Annotated in this window: 16 protein-coding genes; 13 read left to right on the top strand and 3 right to left on the bottom strand. The window is 42.5% G+C overall.

Annotated elements, in window-relative coordinates:
• Positions 1-295 precede the first annotated feature (295 nt).
• Together ACOAOT_RS15285 and ACOAOT_RS15280 are read right to left on the bottom strand one after the other, a co-directional pair.
• Positions 296-496, bottom strand: a complete 201-nt coding sequence (locus tag ACOAOT_RS15285; RefSeq protein ID WP_349667102.1) for a cold-shock protein — start codon at positions 494-496, stop codon at positions 296-298.
• A gap of 338 nt (positions 497-834) precedes the next feature.
• The gene (locus ACOAOT_RS15280; RefSeq protein ID WP_420217779.1) at positions 835-1,329 is read right to left on the bottom strand and encodes a CarD family transcriptional regulator; all 495 of its coding nucleotides are present in this window, start codon (positions 1,327-1,329) and stop codon (positions 835-837) included.
• A 540-nt stretch (positions 1,330-1,869) separates the two neighbouring features.
• On the opposite strand from ACOAOT_RS15280, the gene rhaB reads away from it, so the two are divergent.
• The 6 genes from rhaB (at position 1,870) to bioB (ending at position 7,373) form a co-directional block, all read left to right on the top strand.
• Positions 1,870-3,300 carry a rhamnulokinase gene (rhaB, locus tag ACOAOT_RS15275; protein WP_420217778.1) on the top strand — a complete coding sequence of 477 codons (1,431 nt, stop codon included), beginning with the start codon at positions 1,870-1,872 and terminating at the stop codon, positions 3,298-3,300.
• Between the two features lie 26 nt (positions 3,301-3,326).
• Positions 3,327-3,641, top strand: a complete 315-nt coding sequence (gene rhaM, locus ACOAOT_RS15270; RefSeq protein ID WP_104436530.1) for an L-rhamnose mutarotase — start codon at positions 3,327-3,329, stop codon at positions 3,639-3,641.
• A 23-nt stretch (positions 3,642-3,664) separates the two neighbouring features.
• Entirely contained in the window at positions 3,665-4,915 is a 1,251-nt protein-coding gene (locus ACOAOT_RS15265; protein ID WP_420217777.1) for an L-rhamnose isomerase, read from the top strand.
• A gap of 12 nt (positions 4,916-4,927) precedes the next feature.
• Positions 4,928-5,755 (top strand): rhamnulose-1-phosphate aldolase, encoded by an 828-nt coding sequence (rhaD, locus tag ACOAOT_RS15260; protein WP_420217776.1) that lies wholly within the window; start codon positions 4,928-4,930, stop codon positions 5,753-5,755.
• 94 nt (positions 5,756-5,849) lie between these two features.
• On the top strand, positions 5,850-6,392 hold the full coding sequence (locus ACOAOT_RS15255) for a biotin transporter BioY (RefSeq protein ID WP_420217775.1): 543 nt from the start codon (positions 5,850-5,852) through the stop codon (positions 6,390-6,392).
• 24 nt (positions 6,393-6,416) lie between these two features.
• A complete protein-coding gene (gene bioB, locus ACOAOT_RS15250) occupies positions 6,417-7,373 on the top strand; it encodes a biotin synthase BioB (RefSeq protein ID WP_420217774.1) in 957 nt (318 codons plus the stop codon).
• Between the two features lie 87 nt (positions 7,374-7,460).
• Here bioB and ACOAOT_RS15245 read toward each other — a convergent pair whose 3' ends face one another.
• Positions 7,461-8,015: a hypothetical protein gene (locus tag ACOAOT_RS15245; protein ID WP_420217773.1), complete on the bottom strand. Its 555-nt coding sequence runs from the start codon at positions 8,013-8,015 to the stop codon at positions 7,461-7,463.
• 266 nt (positions 8,016-8,281) lie between these two features.
• Here ACOAOT_RS15245 and ACOAOT_RS15240 point away from each other — a divergent pair, with 266 nt between their 5' ends.
• From ACOAOT_RS15240 to treC, 7 genes are all read left to right on the top strand, one after another.
• Positions 8,282-8,572: a co-chaperone GroES gene (locus tag ACOAOT_RS15240; RefSeq protein ID WP_097005136.1), complete on the top strand. Its 291-nt coding sequence runs from the start codon at positions 8,282-8,284 to the stop codon at positions 8,570-8,572.
• A gap of 97 nt (positions 8,573-8,669) precedes the next feature.
• Positions 8,670-10,289 (top strand): chaperonin GroEL, encoded by a 1,620-nt coding sequence (gene groL, locus ACOAOT_RS15235; protein WP_420217772.1) that lies wholly within the window; start codon positions 8,670-8,672, stop codon positions 10,287-10,289.
• 52 nt (positions 10,290-10,341) lie between these two features.
• Positions 10,342-10,851: a DUF6106 family protein gene (locus tag ACOAOT_RS15230; protein ID WP_420217771.1), complete on the top strand. Its 510-nt coding sequence runs from the start codon at positions 10,342-10,344 to the stop codon at positions 10,849-10,851.
• Positions 10,852-11,021: 170 nt separating this feature from the next.
• Positions 11,022-11,384, top strand: coding sequence for a GntR family transcriptional regulator (locus ACOAOT_RS15225; protein ID WP_420217770.1), 363 nt, complete (start codon positions 11,022-11,024; stop codon positions 11,382-11,384).
• Positions 11,356-11,736 (top strand): UTRA domain-containing protein, encoded by a 381-nt coding sequence (locus ACOAOT_RS15220; RefSeq protein WP_420219433.1) that lies wholly within the window; start codon positions 11,356-11,358, stop codon positions 11,734-11,736. Before ACOAOT_RS15225 ends, ACOAOT_RS15220 begins: the two co-directional genes overlap by 29 nt.
• A 134-nt stretch (positions 11,737-11,870) precedes the next feature.
• On the top strand, positions 11,871-13,277 hold the full coding sequence (treP, locus tag ACOAOT_RS15215) for a PTS system trehalose-specific EIIBC component (protein ID WP_420217769.1): 1,407 nt from the start codon (positions 11,871-11,873) through the stop codon (positions 13,275-13,277).
• A 3-nt stretch (positions 13,278-13,280) separates the two neighbouring features.
• Complete coding sequence (gene treC, locus ACOAOT_RS15210) at positions 13,281-14,933, top strand: alpha,alpha-phosphotrehalase (RefSeq protein ID WP_420217768.1); 1,653 nt, start codon at positions 13,281-13,283, stop codon at positions 14,931-14,933.
• Positions 14,934-15,115 lie beyond the last annotated feature (182 nt).

Raw genomic sequence — 15,115 nt, 5'->3', positions numbered from 1 at the left:
GGGTGAGAATGCGAATAAGGACGCAGTTTTAATTAAATTATTTCAAGTGTCAACATAACAATCAAGCGTCACGGAAATACTGAATTTCAGTATGCCGTGACGTTTTGAATTGACGTTGATTATTAAGATTTGTCTTTGTGTGGGCATGGTGGATATTGAAGCCGATAAGAAGTTGAGAAACGGCAGCAAGGGCGTTGGCCTTCTATCTTTACATAGATAGGAGGTGGTGCGAATGAATAGTTGATGGATCTGAAGCGCAAAAAAAAAGACCACTCGAAAGCAGTCTTTTTAATGTTTATGCGAGGTTAACGTTTACAGCTTGTAACCCACGATTACCCTCTGTAACATCAAATGTTACAGACTGTCCGTCATCTAATGACTTATAACCGTCCATAGCGAGACCTGAGAAATGAACGAAAATTTCGTTACCCTTCTCGTCGCTGATAAAACCAAATCCCTTTTGTGCATTAAACCATTTTACTGTACCTTTATTCATGAAAGATACCTCCTTAAATTAAAATTATATTTGATAAAACTAAAAATCGCACATATGCGTAAATCATCAATAGAATAATGACTTACGTATACATGCGAAATCAAGACTTTATTAAAATACTATCCGTAGTATAACACGATAATTTGAGTATGTCAAGAAAAAATGAATAAATAATAAATTGTATAGTCGGGAGTTTATGGGTGTTCAAGTGCCAAAAAGATAATCTAGTGATTAGTTAGGTTTCAGCCAACCACTAAATACCTTATAAGAGACTTCTCACTGGTGATTATTTCAGCTTTTTATATTTTACTATAAATTCAGGTTCGTTTTGCGTGGCATCACTGTTCATAAATAAACGGAATAACCTCTTCACGCTTAATGTTCAATACATAAGCAAACTCCTCGCAAAGAGCTATTTCAGCATCCTTAAGAAAGTCTTCATCAGAAATCTGTAGTTTATTATTTTTATTTGTGTTTTTTATCTCCTGTTTGTGCCAACGTAAAGTTTTTACCATTTTTAAAAGTTCAAAACGGTTACCATCTGCAAGAATCTGGCCATATAATTCTTTTCGCTTACGATTATCTTTATTCCAGATGTGATCTTTATCCGGCATTTTTTTTAGTAGAGAGAAAATTTCATCGGCAGAGAGAATGTGGCGAATTTCGGTTTTTCTTCTGCTGCTTATAGCTGAAATGTATACTGTAGCGGTAGCATGGTAAATAGGTTTGAGTACATAATATTGGCGGATTTTTTCATCCATACACATATCCTGTAATCCGGTAACCTCACAAATACCATGACTTCCGTATATAAAGACATCACCTATGTTCATAATATTTCACCTCTTTCTAATAAAATAAAAAGTGCAGTTCACTAAAACCGGACTCACGTACCCGTAAAGCAAACCACACGTTTGATATTTATATTATAGCACAATAACAGACGAGGTGTATACGGCGATTTTACCCAAACTTACGACTATATTATGGATTAATCTATTTGATATTTTCCAGAGTACCGCGAACGTAGGGGAGTAGATATATCGATTGTAAGTCGATTGAGCTGAATATTTTAATAGGTCAAATATGGGGCAATGGTAATTATAATAAAAACGCATCTTATAAAATGCAGTAAATACAAGACTTTAAAGTAAAATGCAAATAAGGACGCAGTTTTAAATAAACAGCGTCCTTATTTTTTATTTAAATATCCGTTATGATATAAATAGAAATGCGGGTGGGCAATAATAATGAAACACCCTGCGGGTATCCCTTTATGCCCAGAGAGCATGGGCAATAATAATGAAACACCCTGCGGGTATCCCTTTATGCCCAGAGAGCATGGGCAATAATAATGAAAGAGTGTGGTGCGTATGGAAAAATATTATCTTGCCGTTGACATTGGAGCCTCCAGTGGCCGTCATATACTCGGCACTGTGAAGGACAACAAGATAATTCTGGAAGAGATTTACCGTTTTGACAACGGCATGAAGCAGGAGAATGGTCATTTATCCTGGGATGTGGAGTCCTTATTCGCTGAAATAAAAGAGGGACTGAAGCAGTGTAAAAAACTTGGTAAGATACCCGTCAGCATGGGCATTGACACCTGGGCAGTTGACTTTGTCCTTCTTGATGAGGAGAATAAAATTCTTGGAAGGGCAGCAGGATACCGGGATGACAGAACAACGGGAATGGATGAAAAGGTATATGAAATCATTTCCCAGAATGATCTATATAAGAGAACCGGAATTCAAAAACAGATCTTTAACACGATTTATCAGCTGATGGCTGTTAAAGAGAAAGAACCAGATCTTCTTAAGAGAGCCGAATCGCTCCTTATGATACCGGATTACTTTCATTTTCTGCTTACGGGAGAAAAGAAACAGGAGTATACCAATGCTACCACTACCCAGCTGGTCAGCCCTGTAACTGAGGATTGGGATTATGAACTGATTCGTATGCTTTCCTATCCGGAGAAGTTATTTAGACCGCTTTCCATGCCTGGAACAAAGGTGGGCCAGTTCACTGAAGAAATCGTAAAAGAGGTAGGATTTTCCTGTACTGTGGTGTTACCTGCCACTCATGATACTGGTTCTGCGGTAATGGCTGTTCCTAAAGTTCCGGGAAAAGAAGAACTTCAGGAGGACATACTATACATCAGCTCAGGAACCTGGTCGCTTATGGGAACCGAACTTCCGGTTGCCGACTGTTCCATCAAAAGTATGGAAGCTAATTTTACCAACGAAGGCGGGTACGATTTCCGTTATCGGTATTTAAAAAATATTATGGGACTTTGGATGATACAGTCAGTGAAAAAAGAGCTGGCCGGGAGAGGCGAGATCTATTCCTTTGCAGAACTGTGTGAGCTTGCATCAAAGGAAAATATCCCATCTCTGGTTGACTGTAATGATAACGGTTTTCTGGCTCCAGAGAGTATGATAAATGCGGTTGCAGAGTTCTGTCAGAGAAATAACCAGCCTGTACCAAAAAGTGCAGGAGAAATTGCGGCAGTGATTTATAACAGTCTTGCTGCATGCTATAGAGATACAGCAAAAGAGCTTCAATCCATTACAGGAAAAACATATTCCAGTCTTCACGTGGTGGGAGGCGGTTCCAATGCAGCTTACCTAAATGAATTAACTGCCAAACAGACGGGGAAAACTGTATATGCCGGACCGGGAGAAGCCACTGCAATTGGAAATCTGCTGGCTCAGATGATTTCTTACGGAGAATTTAAAGATTTAAAAACAGCAAGAGAATCAGTATACCAGTCATTTGCTGTAAAAGAATATAAGCCGCTGTAAACGGCTGTGGATGGGAGAGGAACGATATGATCAGAAAATCATTTAAAATGTATTTAAATGAAGGAATGGCGGAGGAATATGAGAGACGCCACAATCTGCTTTGGCCGGAAATGAAAGAAATGATACATGAATGCGGCGGACATAATTATTCCATATTTTTAGATGAAGAAACCAATGTGCTTTACGGATATATCGAAATAGAAGAGGAAGAGAAATGGGCGAAATCTGCAGATACCCCTATTAACCGGAAATGGTGGGATTATATGGCGGACATTATGAAAACTAATCCTGACAACAGCCCTGTTTCAGACGGGTTAAAACCGGTATTCCATTTAGATTGAAAAAAAGAAAGGAAGAAATAAATATGACAATCAAAGAAAGATATGAAGCAGCAAGGGAATCATATAAAGCAGTAGGCGTTGATACAGACCAGGTACTTCTTGCACTGAAACAGATCCCGATCTCCATGCACTGCTGGCAGGGAGATGACGTAACTGGGTTTGATGGAGCCGGTGCGTTATCAGGAGGAATCCAGACCACCGGAAATTATCCGGGACGGGCACGCAATCCCAAAGAACTGATGGCAGATATGGATAAGGCGCTGAGCCTGATTCCTGGAAAACACAGAATCAATCTTCATGCAAGCTACGCAGTCTTTGAAAAGGGAGAATGGGTTGACCGGGATGAGCTGGAGCCAAAGCATTTTGCAAAATGGGTGGAATTTGCGAAAGAGAGAGGAATCGGCATTGATTTTAATCCTACTTTATTTTCCCATTCAAAGGCAGAGAATGCCACCTTATCAAGCGAAGATCCTGAAATAAGGACATTCTGGATCCGCCATGTACAGGCGTGCATCCGTATTTCCCAGTATTTTGCCGAAGAGTTAGGTACACCCTGTACCATGAATATCTGGATTCCGGACGGATTTAAGGACATTCCCGCCGACCGTACCTCACCAAGAGCAAGATTAAAAGATTCCCTTGACCAGATTCTTTCTGTGGATTACGATAAGTCTAAGGTATTCGTTGCAGTGGAATCAAAGGTATTTGGCATTGGTATGGAAAGCTGTACCGTAGGCTCTCATGAATTTTATATGAACTATGCATCAAAGAATGATATTCTCTGCCTGTTAGACAGCGGACATTATCATCCGACGGAGGTAGTTTCTGATAAGATCTCTTCCATGCTTCTGTTTTTTGATAAAGTAGCACTTCATGTAACCAGACCAGTTCGCTGGGACAGTGACCATGTGGTACTGTTTGACGATGAGACGAAAGAGATCGCAAAAGAGGTTGTACGTGGGGGAGCAGATCGTGTACTTTTGGCACTGGACTTTTTTGATGCCAGCATCAACCGTTTAAGCGCCTGGGTAGTAGGAATGAGAAATATGCAGAAAGCTCTATTAAACGCCCTTCTGCTTCCCAATGAGAAACTGGCTGCTTTACAGGAATCCCGTAATTTCACAGAGCTTATGATGCTTCAGGAAGAGTTAAAACTCTATCCAATCGGTGATGTATGGAATTATTTCTGTGAGATAAACGGAGTACCTGCAAAAGAAGACTGGTTCAGCCAGATTACCGCATATGAAAAAGAAGTGCTGGCAGACCGCAAATAGAGGAGAAGAAACATGAAGATATTAGATGCAGAATTTGTAAAAGGCTTTATCCGTATGTGTGACGATGGTTTTAAACAGAACTGGCATGAAAGAAACGGAGGCAATTTAAGCTACCGGATTAAGGCAGAAGAAGTGGAGTCTGTAAAGGAAGAATTAGATCAAAACACTTCCTGGCAGCCCATTGGTACAACGGTTAAGGATCTGGCAGGAGAATTTTTTATGGTGACAGGAAGCGGAAAATATTTTCGCAACGTGATTTTAGATCCAGCTGCCAACACCTGTATTATAGAAATCGACGAATCCGGAGAAAATTACCGGATCTGCTGGGGACTTGTAAACGGAGGACGCCCTACCAGTGAGCTGCCTTCCCATTTAATGAATCATGAAGTGAAGAAGATTGCAACCAATGGTGTGCACCGGGTTATTTACCATGCTCATCCGGCTAATGTAATTGCATTAACCTTTGTGCTGCCTTTGGAAGATCGTGTATTTACAAGAGAGTTATGGGAGATGGCTACCGAATGTCCCGTTGTTTTCCCAAGCGGTGTTGGTGTGGTCGGCTGGATGGTGCCAGGCGGACGGGATATCGCAGTTGCCACCAGTGAGTTAATGAAGAAATATGACGTGGCAGTATGGGCCCATCATGGTCTCTTTGCTTCCGGTGAAGACTTTGACCTGACCTTTGGATTAATGCATACGGTTGAAAAATCGGCAGAGATTCTGGTAAAGGTTTTATCCATACGTCCGGATAAACTGCAGACAATCACACCACAGAACTTTAAAGATCTTGCCCGTGATTTTAAAGTTACCCTTCCGGAAGAGTTTCTTTACGAAAAATAATGAAATGTTAACCTAAAATAATAATATGGTTGACAATGCAAAAATCCCTTTGTATAATGATGAAAAATGACATCATTCTACAGGGGGATTTTTCATGAAAAATTTAAAAACAAAAGAAATTACGTTATGTGCTTTGTTTGCATCTCTGACTGCAATCCTGTCTCAAATTACCATCCCCATCGGACCGGTACCCGTTAATTTCGCTCATCTTTCTACCTTTCTAGCGGCGGGGTTACTGGGATCAAGGCTGGGGGCATTAAGCCAGCTTACCTTTGTTTTGATGGGAGCAGCAGGTCTTCCGGTATTTTCCGGATTTAACGGAGGGCTGACCAGGATAGCGGGTCCTACGGGAGGTTATATCATCGGTTATGTAGTATCAGCTTATGTGACAGGATGGGTTTTGGAGCGTTTTGGGAAACGCACGGTTAAAACCCTTGCTTTGTCCATTCTGGCCGGCTGGCTGGTTACTTACACATTTGGAACCCTGTGGTTTTCCTATATTACCCACACCTCTTTTACAGCAGCGCTCAGTCTTTGCGTAATCCCGTTTCTGCCGGGTGATTTATTAAAGACATGCATCACCATCGTTCTGGTCCGACGTTTATATTCTGTATTTCAAAGAACTATGCAGTGGTAATGAAGAATAAGAGGAGGACAGAAAATGACAGATCCGTACATAAATCTTACAAAGGAAGATGCCAGATCCATTCTTCTGATGCCGGATGAAGAACTTCCCAAACTTCTTGAAGCAGCATATACATTACGAAAGAAGCATAAAGGAAATATGGTGAGTATACATCTGCTTACCAATGCCCGCAGCGGTAACTGTTCCCAGAACTGCGCTTACTGCGCCCAGTCCGGACAAGCGAAAACGGACATTGCTACCTATGAACTGATCACCAGTGAGAAGCTTTTACAAGACGGTTATCTGATTAAAGAAAAGAAGCTGGCAAGACACTGCATCGGATTAAGCGGTATCCGTTTTTCGGATCAGGAGATTGAGGCATTTGCCAGTGAGATTCAGAAACTGAAGAAAGAAAGCGATACTCCGGTCTGCTGTTCCATCGGATTTCTTACAAAAGAGCAGGCGATGATCTTAAAAGAAGCCGGTGTGGACAGAATCAATCATAATTTAAATACAGGCAGAAACTATTATCCCCATATCTGCACAACCCACACCTATGAGCAGCGGGTTGCCAATATTCAGATGCTGAAAGAGATGGGATTTGAACTTTGCTGCGGGGGAATCGTGGGATTGGGAGAGAAGCCGGAAGATGTGGTGGACATGCTGTTTGAGATTCGGGATTTAAGTCCAAAAGCAGTCCCCATTAATTTTCTCATACCCATAAAAGGTACGGCGCTGGAACATCAGAGTACAGCCATTCTAACCTCTGAATACTGCTTGAAAATACTTTGTCTTGCCAGACTTTTAAATCCCCAATCAGATATCCGGTGTGCAGCAGGAAGGGAACTTTATTTAAAAGGAAAAGAAAAATGGATGTTTCATGCGGTTGATTCTGTATTTGCTTCCGGGTATCTTACTGCAGGCGGAGAAAGCATTGACAGCACCATAAAAATGATTGAAGAAGCCGGGTTTGAATATTGTATTGAGTCTTGACGTTTATGTAAGAAATACAAATAAAGGAGCTGATTCCGAAACGTATCTTCCGGGATCTGCTCCTCTTTCCTGCATTTTGCAGAATATTTATTGTAATTCTTCTTCCACAATGGTGGTGGTATCATCTGAAGATTCTAAAGCTTTGGAATCTGTGTTATCTTCTGGTGCCTCATCTGCAGCAGGTTGTCCGGATTCAGAAGCGGAATAGTCAAGACCGCCGTCTTCAGTAATATCCATATCATCCTCTTCCATATCTTCCTTTTCCATTGCAGAATCAAACATATCCCTGGCTGTGTCAGCCACTGCAGAAGCTGCTTCCTTCGCTGTATCACTGACGATGGTAGCCGCATCCTTCATCATGTTTTTCGCCGCATTCGCTGCGTCTTTTGCTGCATCTGCCATATCGGAGGCTGCTGTCTTCAGCTCATCCTTGTTTGCATGAAGGGAAACATAGTTGCGGTTCATCGTACTGTCAATTTTGGAAATGTCATCATTCCCGTCATCTTCAAAATCATGGAAGTTTTCTTCCAGCTCCTTATGGAAGGATTTGTATTTTGTAAAATAAGAGATGCCGGCGGCAACAGCACCGGCGATAGTGGCAAGTGCCACGAATTTCCCAAAACCATTACCTCTTTTTGCCATTTTAAACACTCCTTTCATTCTCTTACCTATTGTAATACTTACCCGGAAAAAAATAAAGGTATATAATAAGAAAATTTCTATAAACTATGTAAGTAACGGCTCAATCCGTTTAAATATGGTAAATTTGTAAAAAAAATATAAAGTTAGCACTCAACTATTGACAGTGCTAATAATGAGTGATATAACATATTATGTGAATAAAATATAACTTCTTTCTAAAGGCCAATCAGAAAGAAATAATAAGAAGGTTATGAGGAGGAATTGCAATGAAATTAGTACCATTATTTGACAAAGTTGTGTTAAAACCATTGGTTGCAGAGGAGACAACAAAGTCCGGTATTGTTCTGCCGGGTCAGGCAAAAGAAAAGCCACAGCAGGCGGAAGTCATCGCAGTAGGACCTGGCGGTCTTGTAGATGGTAAGGAAGTTTCCATGCAGGTGAAAACAGGCGATAAAGTAATCTTCTCCAAATACTCAGGAACAGAGATCGAAACCGGAGAAGACGACGAGAAGTATGTAATTGTAAAACAGAGCGATATTCTGGCAGTAATTGAATAATAAACGCAGTACCGGCAGGTAACAGCAGATTTTGATAAAAAGGTGTGATTTCCTTATATAAGATCACAAATTAAACTTTAAACTGGAGGAATGAATCATGGCAAAGCAGATTAAATATGGCGTAGAAGCCAGAAAAGCACTTGAATCAGGAGTGAATCAGTTAGCAGACACCGTTCGTGTAACCTTAGGTCCGAAAGGAAGAAACGTTGTACTTGATAAATCATTTGGAGCACCGTTAATCACCAACGATGGTGTTACCATTGCAAAAGAGATTGAGCTGGAAGATGCATTTGAGAACATGGGCGCACAGCTTGTAAAGGAAGTTGCTACCAAAACCAATGATGTTGCCGGTGACGGTACCACAACAGCAACTGTACTGGCTCAGGCTATGATTAATGAAGGTATGAAGAACCTGGCAGCTGGTGCCAACCCAATCGTTTTAAGAAAAGGTATGAGAAAAGCTACCCAGGCAGCCATTGATGCTATTGCAAAGATGAGCGAGCCGATCAAAGGAAAAGCCTCCATCGCAAGAGTTGCAGCTATTTCTGCAGCAGATGATGAAGTTGGCGAGATGGTAGCTGACGCTATGGAGAAGGTTTCCAATAACGGCGTTATCACCATTGAAGAATCCAAGACCATGAAGACAGAGCTGGACCTTGTAGAAGGTATGCAGTTCGACAGAGGATACATTTCCGCTTACATGTGCACCGATATGGAGAAGATGGAAGCTAATCTTGACGATCCATATATTCTTATTACTGACAAGAAGATTACCAGCATTCAGGAGATTCTTCCTTTATTAGAGCAGGTTGTTCAGTCCGGCGCAAGACTTCTTATCATTGCAGAGGATATTGAAGGCGAAGCATTAACAACTCTGATTGTTAATAAATTAAGAGGAACCTTTAATGTAGTTGGTGTGAAGGCTCCAGGCTATGGCGACAGAAGAAAAGAGATGTTACAGGATATCGCAGTATTAACAGGCGGTACAGTTATTTCAGAAGAACTGGGTTACGAATTAAAGAGCGCAACTCTTGATATGTTAGGCCGTGCAAAATCAGTGAAGATCCAGAAAGAGAATACCGTTGTTGTTGACGGATATGGTGACAAAGCTGCCATTGATGCAAGAATTGGTCAGATTAAGAGCCAGATCGAAGAAACAACTTCTGAATTTGATAAAGAAAAATTACAGGAAAGACTTGCAAAATTATCTGGCGGCGTAGCAGTAATCCGTGTTGGTGCTGCAACAGAGACAGAGATGAAGGAAGCAAAGCTTCGTATGGAAGATGCTTTATCTGCAGCCAGAGCAGCTGTTGAGGAAGGCGTAATCGCAGGCGGCGGTTCTGCTTATATCCATGCAATCACTGAAATTGAAGGTCTTGTAAATGGTCTGGAAGGCGATGAGAAGACCGGCGGAAAGATCATCTTAAAGGCTCTTGAAGCTCCGTTATACCACATTGCAGCTAATGCAGGACTGGAAGGAAGCGTTATCATCAATAAAGTCAAAGAAGCAAAAGTAGGCACTGGCTTTGATGCATACAAAGAAGCTTATGTAGACATGGTTGATGCAGGTATTCTTGATCCTACCAAGGTAACAAGAAGCGCACTTCAGAATGCGACCAGTGTTGCATCTACCTTATTGACAACAGAGTCTGTTGTTGCTAATATTAAGGAAAAAGCACCCGCAATGCCAGCTCCCGGCGGAATGGATATGATGTAAGATTTGTACAGAAGAGACGCCTTGCAGGTATGAGAAAGGATCCAGTATTATTATGAATGAAATGTATGCAGAATGGCTTGTAAAGAGGAAGTCTCCGGCTTATACCATGTTACTGAAAATTGTGATGGGAATTCTATGTGTAATCGCATTTTTCCTGTCCATCTCTCCGGTTTTCGGTATCTTTGGAGTGATAATTTTGTTTGCTGCCGGAGCGGCAACCTACGTCGTATTCCGAAACAGTGATGTGGAATATGAGTATCTGTTTGTGACCAATACCTTGTCCATAGACAGAATTTACGGCAAAAGCAAGCGTAAGAAAGCCTGGGAAGGATCGATGGAGGAAATTCAGATTGTAGCGCCTACCGGTTCTACAGAAGCCAGAGATCACGAATCAGGCAACATGAAAGTACTGGATTTCTCTTCCAAAACACCTGATGCTAAGACTTATACACTGATTAGCCAGTCTGGTTCAGAACGGACGAAGATTATTTTTGAACCAAACGACAAGCTGCTCCGCTGTATGAAGATGACTGCACCACGCAAAGTTGTAACTCAGATGTAATAACAGGAATCAGACGGTTTAACCAGACCGCCTGATTCTTTTTTTGCTTTATGGGATAGTGCCTGTTTAGTAGATTGTTTTATTTGACTGACATATACGTATATGTTACAATGAAATCAATACTTATCAGAAATAAATAATAAACCCTGTAAAATGGAGGTTAAACAATTATGGAAAGTAAATACAGGCATCTTTATAAGCTGCTTTTAGATAAGATTGACAGGCGTGAATATGAGCCGGGTGATAAGCTTCCGGCGGAGGGCGAGCTGATGGAGGCTTACGGTGCTTCCAGGGATACGGTGCGCAAGGCTCTGGAACTTCTGGTTCAGGACGGTTATATCCAAAAAGCCAGAGGAAAGGCGGCGGAGGTCCTGGACAAGAACAAGTTCAATTTCCCTGTATCAGAAATCGCAAGCTTTAAGGAAATCTACCGTTTTTCTGATTCTAAGCCCAATACGATTGTGGAAAATTTAGAAATCGTAAAGGGAGATAAAAAGCTGATGGCTGCTCTGCAGATCGGAACCGGAGGATGAGGCATTTTCCCTTGAGCGAGTCAGGGAGATCGAGGGAGAGAAGATCATCATTGACAAGGATTATTTTTCACGGAAGGTGGTGGAAAATCTGCCTCTCCGCGCGGCTCAGGATTCTGTTTACGAATATCTGGAAAAGGAGCTGGGCCTGAAAATCGGATTTGCCATGAAGGAAATCACAGTACACATGGCTACAGATGAGGATTACCGCCTGCTGGATATGGGAAGCTACGATATGATCGTGGTGGTGAAGAGTTATACTTATCTGGAGGATTCCACCCTGTTTCAGTTTACAGAATCCCGCCACAGGCCGGACAAGTTCAAGTTTGTGGATTTCGCCCGAAGGAAGCTGTAAGAAGATATATCCAGAGACAGTAATATATTTCTTCATATATGTTGACAAAGATATACGTATATGTTATATTCAAAATACAATAATAACATATAAGTTGCAACTATTTTAAAAACATATGGAAAAGGAGTATGGATATGGGGAAATATGAAGATGATTCCAGGCAGCTTTTGGACCTCGTCGGAGGTAAGGGGAATATAGGAGCTGTGACTCACTGTATGACCAGAATGCGTTTCGTGCTGTCAGATCCGTCAAAGGCTGATCCGCAGAAGATCGAAGCATTGAAAAGCGTTAAGGGCACTTTTACACAGGCTGGACAGTTTCAGGTCATCATTGGAAATGACGTACAGACTTTTTACAATGAATTTGCAGCAATTTCAGGAATAGAAGGCGTATCAAAGGACGAAGTGAAAAAGGAAGCAAAGGGCAACATGAACGCACTGCAGAGAGCGGTAGCAGATATAGCGGAAATATTTGCTCCCCTGATTCCCGCCATTATCGTAGGCGGTCTCATCCTGGGCTTTCGAAATATTATCGGTGAAATTAAATTCATGAACGGCGGGACAGAGACTTTGGTGGCCGTATCCCAGTTCTGGTCCGGCGTTTACAGCTTCCTCTGGCTCTTAGGTGAGGCTATCTTCCATTTCCTCCCGGTGGGGATTACATGGTCCGTTACTAGAAAGATGGGAACCACTCAGATCCTGGGAATCGTTCTCGGTCTGACCTTAGTATCTCCCCAGCTTTTAAATGCCTATGCCATGGCACCGGGCGTAGAGATACCGGTCTGGGATTTTGGTTTTGTAAAGATGAGAATGATTGGTTATCAGGCCCAGGTTATTCCAGCAATTTTAGCAGGCTTTGTACTGGTTTATCTGGAGAGGTTCTTTAAGAAGATCACTCCTCAGGCTATTTCAATGATTGTTGTTCCTTTCTGTTCCCTGCTTCTGGCAGTGATTGCCGCCCATGCAGTAGTTGGACCCATCGGCTGGGCCATTGGCTCCGCTATATCAAAGGTGGTTTATGCAGGGCTTACTTCTAACTTACGCTGGTTGTTTGCCACCTTATTCGGCTTTGTATATGCGCCCCTTGTCATCACAGGGCTGCACCATATGACCAATGCCATCGATCTCCAGCTCATGGCGGAGTTCGGCGGAACCATGCTGTGGCCAATGATTGCTTTGTCCAACATTGCCCAGGGCTCTGCAGTACTGGGTATGATTTATTTACAGAAAAAGGATGAGGAATCAAAGCAGATTTCCATTCCAGCCTGCATCTCCTGTTATTTAGGGGTGACCGAGCCAGCTATGTTCGGTGTGAACTTAAAGAGAGGTTTCCCTTTCCTTTCCGCTATGATCGGCTCTGCCATTGCGGCAACCGTTTCCGTTGGAATGAATGTTATGGCTAATTCCATCGGAGTTGGCGGTATTCCAGGAATTCTGTCCATTCAGCCTCAGTATATGGGAATCTTTGCCATCTGCATGCTGATTGCTATTGCAGTACCTTTTGGGCTGACTGTTGCTGTGGGCAAAAAGAAAGGAATTTAGTAAATGCAGAATTTTAAAAAATCATGTGTTTATCAGATTTATCCAAAATCCTTTATGGATACAGATGGAGACGGAATCGGTGATTTAAAGGGCATTATCGAAAAGCTGGATTATCTAAAAAAGCTGGGTGTGGATTACCTCTGGCTCACTCCATTTTTCCTATCGCCTCAGAATGATAATGGCTATGATATTGAGGATTACTGCCGGATCGATCCCTTATTCGGAACCATGGAGGATCTGGATCGCCTGATATCCGAGGCAAAAGACCGGGACATGAGGCTCATGCTTGACATGGTTTTCAACCACACTTCTACGAGACATGAGTGGTTTCAGAGGGCTCTTGCCGGTGAGAAGAAATATCAGGATTACTATTTCTTTCAGGATGGAACGGCGGGCAGTCCGCCCACCAACTGGCAGTCCAAGTTCGGGGGAAATGCATGGGAATACGTAAAAGAGCTTGGAAAGTATTATCTGCACTTATATGATGTGACCCAGGCGGATTTAAACTGGGAGAACCGGGACGTGCGGGAAGAAATAAAAAATGTAATTCGCTTCTGGAAAGAGAAGGGGATCCGTGGATTCCGGTTTGATGTCATCAATCTGGTTTCCAAGCCAACTGTCTTTGAAGATGACGAGGAGGGGGATGGACGCCGTTTCTACACCGATGGTCCCCGGATTCATGAGTTGCTGCGGGAAATCGTGGAGGATACAGGGCTTGATGGGGAAGATGTGGTCACAGTAGGGGAAATGTCTTCCACCACCATAGATCATTGTATTCGTTATACAAACCCGGAAGAAAAGCAGCTGAAGATGTGCTTTAACTTCCATCACTTGAAAGTGGATTATAAGGACGGGGATAAATGGTCCTTAATGCCCTATGACTTTGGGCGGCTGAAAAAGATCTTCCACACATGGCAGGAGGGAATCGCCGGGGGAAACGGGTGGAATGCGGTATTCTGGTGCAACCATGACCAGCCCAGAGCAGTATCACGGTTCGGTGACGACGGTATCTACAGGAAACAGTCCGCCAAGATGCTGGCTACGGTGATTCACGGGATGAGAGGAACGCCCTTTATTTACCAGGGAGAGGAAATCGGTATGACAAATGCTTATTTCACGGATATTTCCCAGTACCGGGATGTGGAAAGTCTGAACTATTTTGATATTTTAAAGAAGCAGGGACAAAAGGAAGAGGATATCTACCGGATACTTAAGGAACGGTCCAGGGATAATGCCAGGACCCCTATGCAGTGGAATGGAGAGGATCATGGCGGATTTACATCCGGAACGCCGTGGCTGATTGTCAACAAAAACTGCCGGGAGATCAATGTAAAAGAGAGCCTTTCTGATCCTGATTCCATTTTTACCTATTATCAGAAGCTGGTGGAATTAAGAAAGCAGTATGATATCATCAGCGACGGGAGCTATGAACCGGTTTTTGTGGATAATCAGGGCATCATGTCCTATAAAAGGGCCTTGGATGAAGAAAAGCTGCTGGTATTAGCCAACTTCACCGGGCAGGAGCAGACAGTGAAACTAAAAGAGGTACTGGATGACTGGAATGTATTACTGTCTAATTATGAAAATGTAAAAATCTATGAGGACAGTGTGATGCTGAGCCCCTTCGGCGCCTTGATGCTGTACCGGAGAGGATGATCCCAGGCTGCCGATGAATAAAAGATCGTACAGAATTCATTGCTTTAATCAGAAGAAGTGAATTCCTGCGGTCTTTTTTTATGCGCCTGAAAACTGCCAGGCTTAAAGCCGCAGCGGTGGACCTGGTTAAGTAATTATTTATTAGAAATGTTCATTTTACTGTCCACAGAGGGCGGAAAAAA

The organism is Lacrimispora struthionigena, from assembly GCF_048627165.1.
GTDB lineage: Bacteria > Bacillota > Clostridia > Lachnospirales > Lachnospiraceae > Lacrimispora.
The sequence above is the reverse complement of the archived record's forward strand: the minus strand, read 5'-3'. Positions and strand labels throughout refer to the sequence as shown.

Bases quoted from the DNA above. Each gene is read 5' to 3' on its own strand.
- treP (WP_420217769.1), top strand. From the start codon at position 11,871: ATGGGGAAATATGAAGATGATTCCAGGCAGCTTTTGGACCTCGTCGGA.
- rhaM (WP_104436530.1), top strand. From the start codon at position 3,327: ATGATCAGAAAATCATTTAAAATGTATTTAAATGAAGGAATGGCGGAG.
- ACOAOT_RS15280 (WP_420217779.1), bottom strand. From the start codon at position 1,329: ATGAACATAGGTGATGTCTTTATATACGGAAGTCATGGTATTTGTGAG.
- ACOAOT_RS15245 (WP_420217773.1), bottom strand. From the start codon at position 8,015: ATGGCAAAAAGAGGTAATGGTTTTGGGAAATTCGTGGCACTTGCCACT.
- rhaB (WP_420217778.1), top strand. From the start codon at position 1,870: ATGGAAAAATATTATCTTGCCGTTGACATTGGAGCCTCCAGTGGCCGT.
- treC (WP_420217768.1), top strand. From the start codon at position 13,281: ATGCAGAATTTTAAAAAATCATGTGTTTATCAGATTTATCCAAAATCC.
- ACOAOT_RS15230 (WP_420217771.1), top strand. From the start codon at position 10,342: ATGAATGAAATGTATGCAGAATGGCTTGTAAAGAGGAAGTCTCCGGCT.
- ACOAOT_RS15225 (WP_420217770.1), top strand. From the start codon at position 11,022: ATGGAAAGTAAATACAGGCATCTTTATAAGCTGCTTTTAGATAAGATT.
- ACOAOT_RS15265 (WP_420217777.1), top strand. From the start codon at position 3,665: ATGACAATCAAAGAAAGATATGAAGCAGCAAGGGAATCATATAAAGCA.
- groL (WP_420217772.1), top strand. From the start codon at position 8,670: ATGGCAAAGCAGATTAAATATGGCGTAGAAGCCAGAAAAGCACTTGAA.
- ACOAOT_RS15240 (WP_097005136.1), top strand. From the start codon at position 8,282: ATGAAATTAGTACCATTATTTGACAAAGTTGTGTTAAAACCATTGGTT.
- ACOAOT_RS15255 (WP_420217775.1), top strand. From the start codon at position 5,850: ATGAAAAATTTAAAAACAAAAGAAATTACGTTATGTGCTTTGTTTGCA.
- rhaD (WP_420217776.1), top strand. From the start codon at position 4,928: ATGAAGATATTAGATGCAGAATTTGTAAAAGGCTTTATCCGTATGTGT.
- ACOAOT_RS15285 (WP_349667102.1), bottom strand. From the start codon at position 496: ATGAATAAAGGTACAGTAAAATGGTTTAATGCACAAAAGGGATTTGGT.
- bioB (WP_420217774.1), top strand. From the start codon at position 6,417: ATGACAGATCCGTACATAAATCTTACAAAGGAAGATGCCAGATCCATT.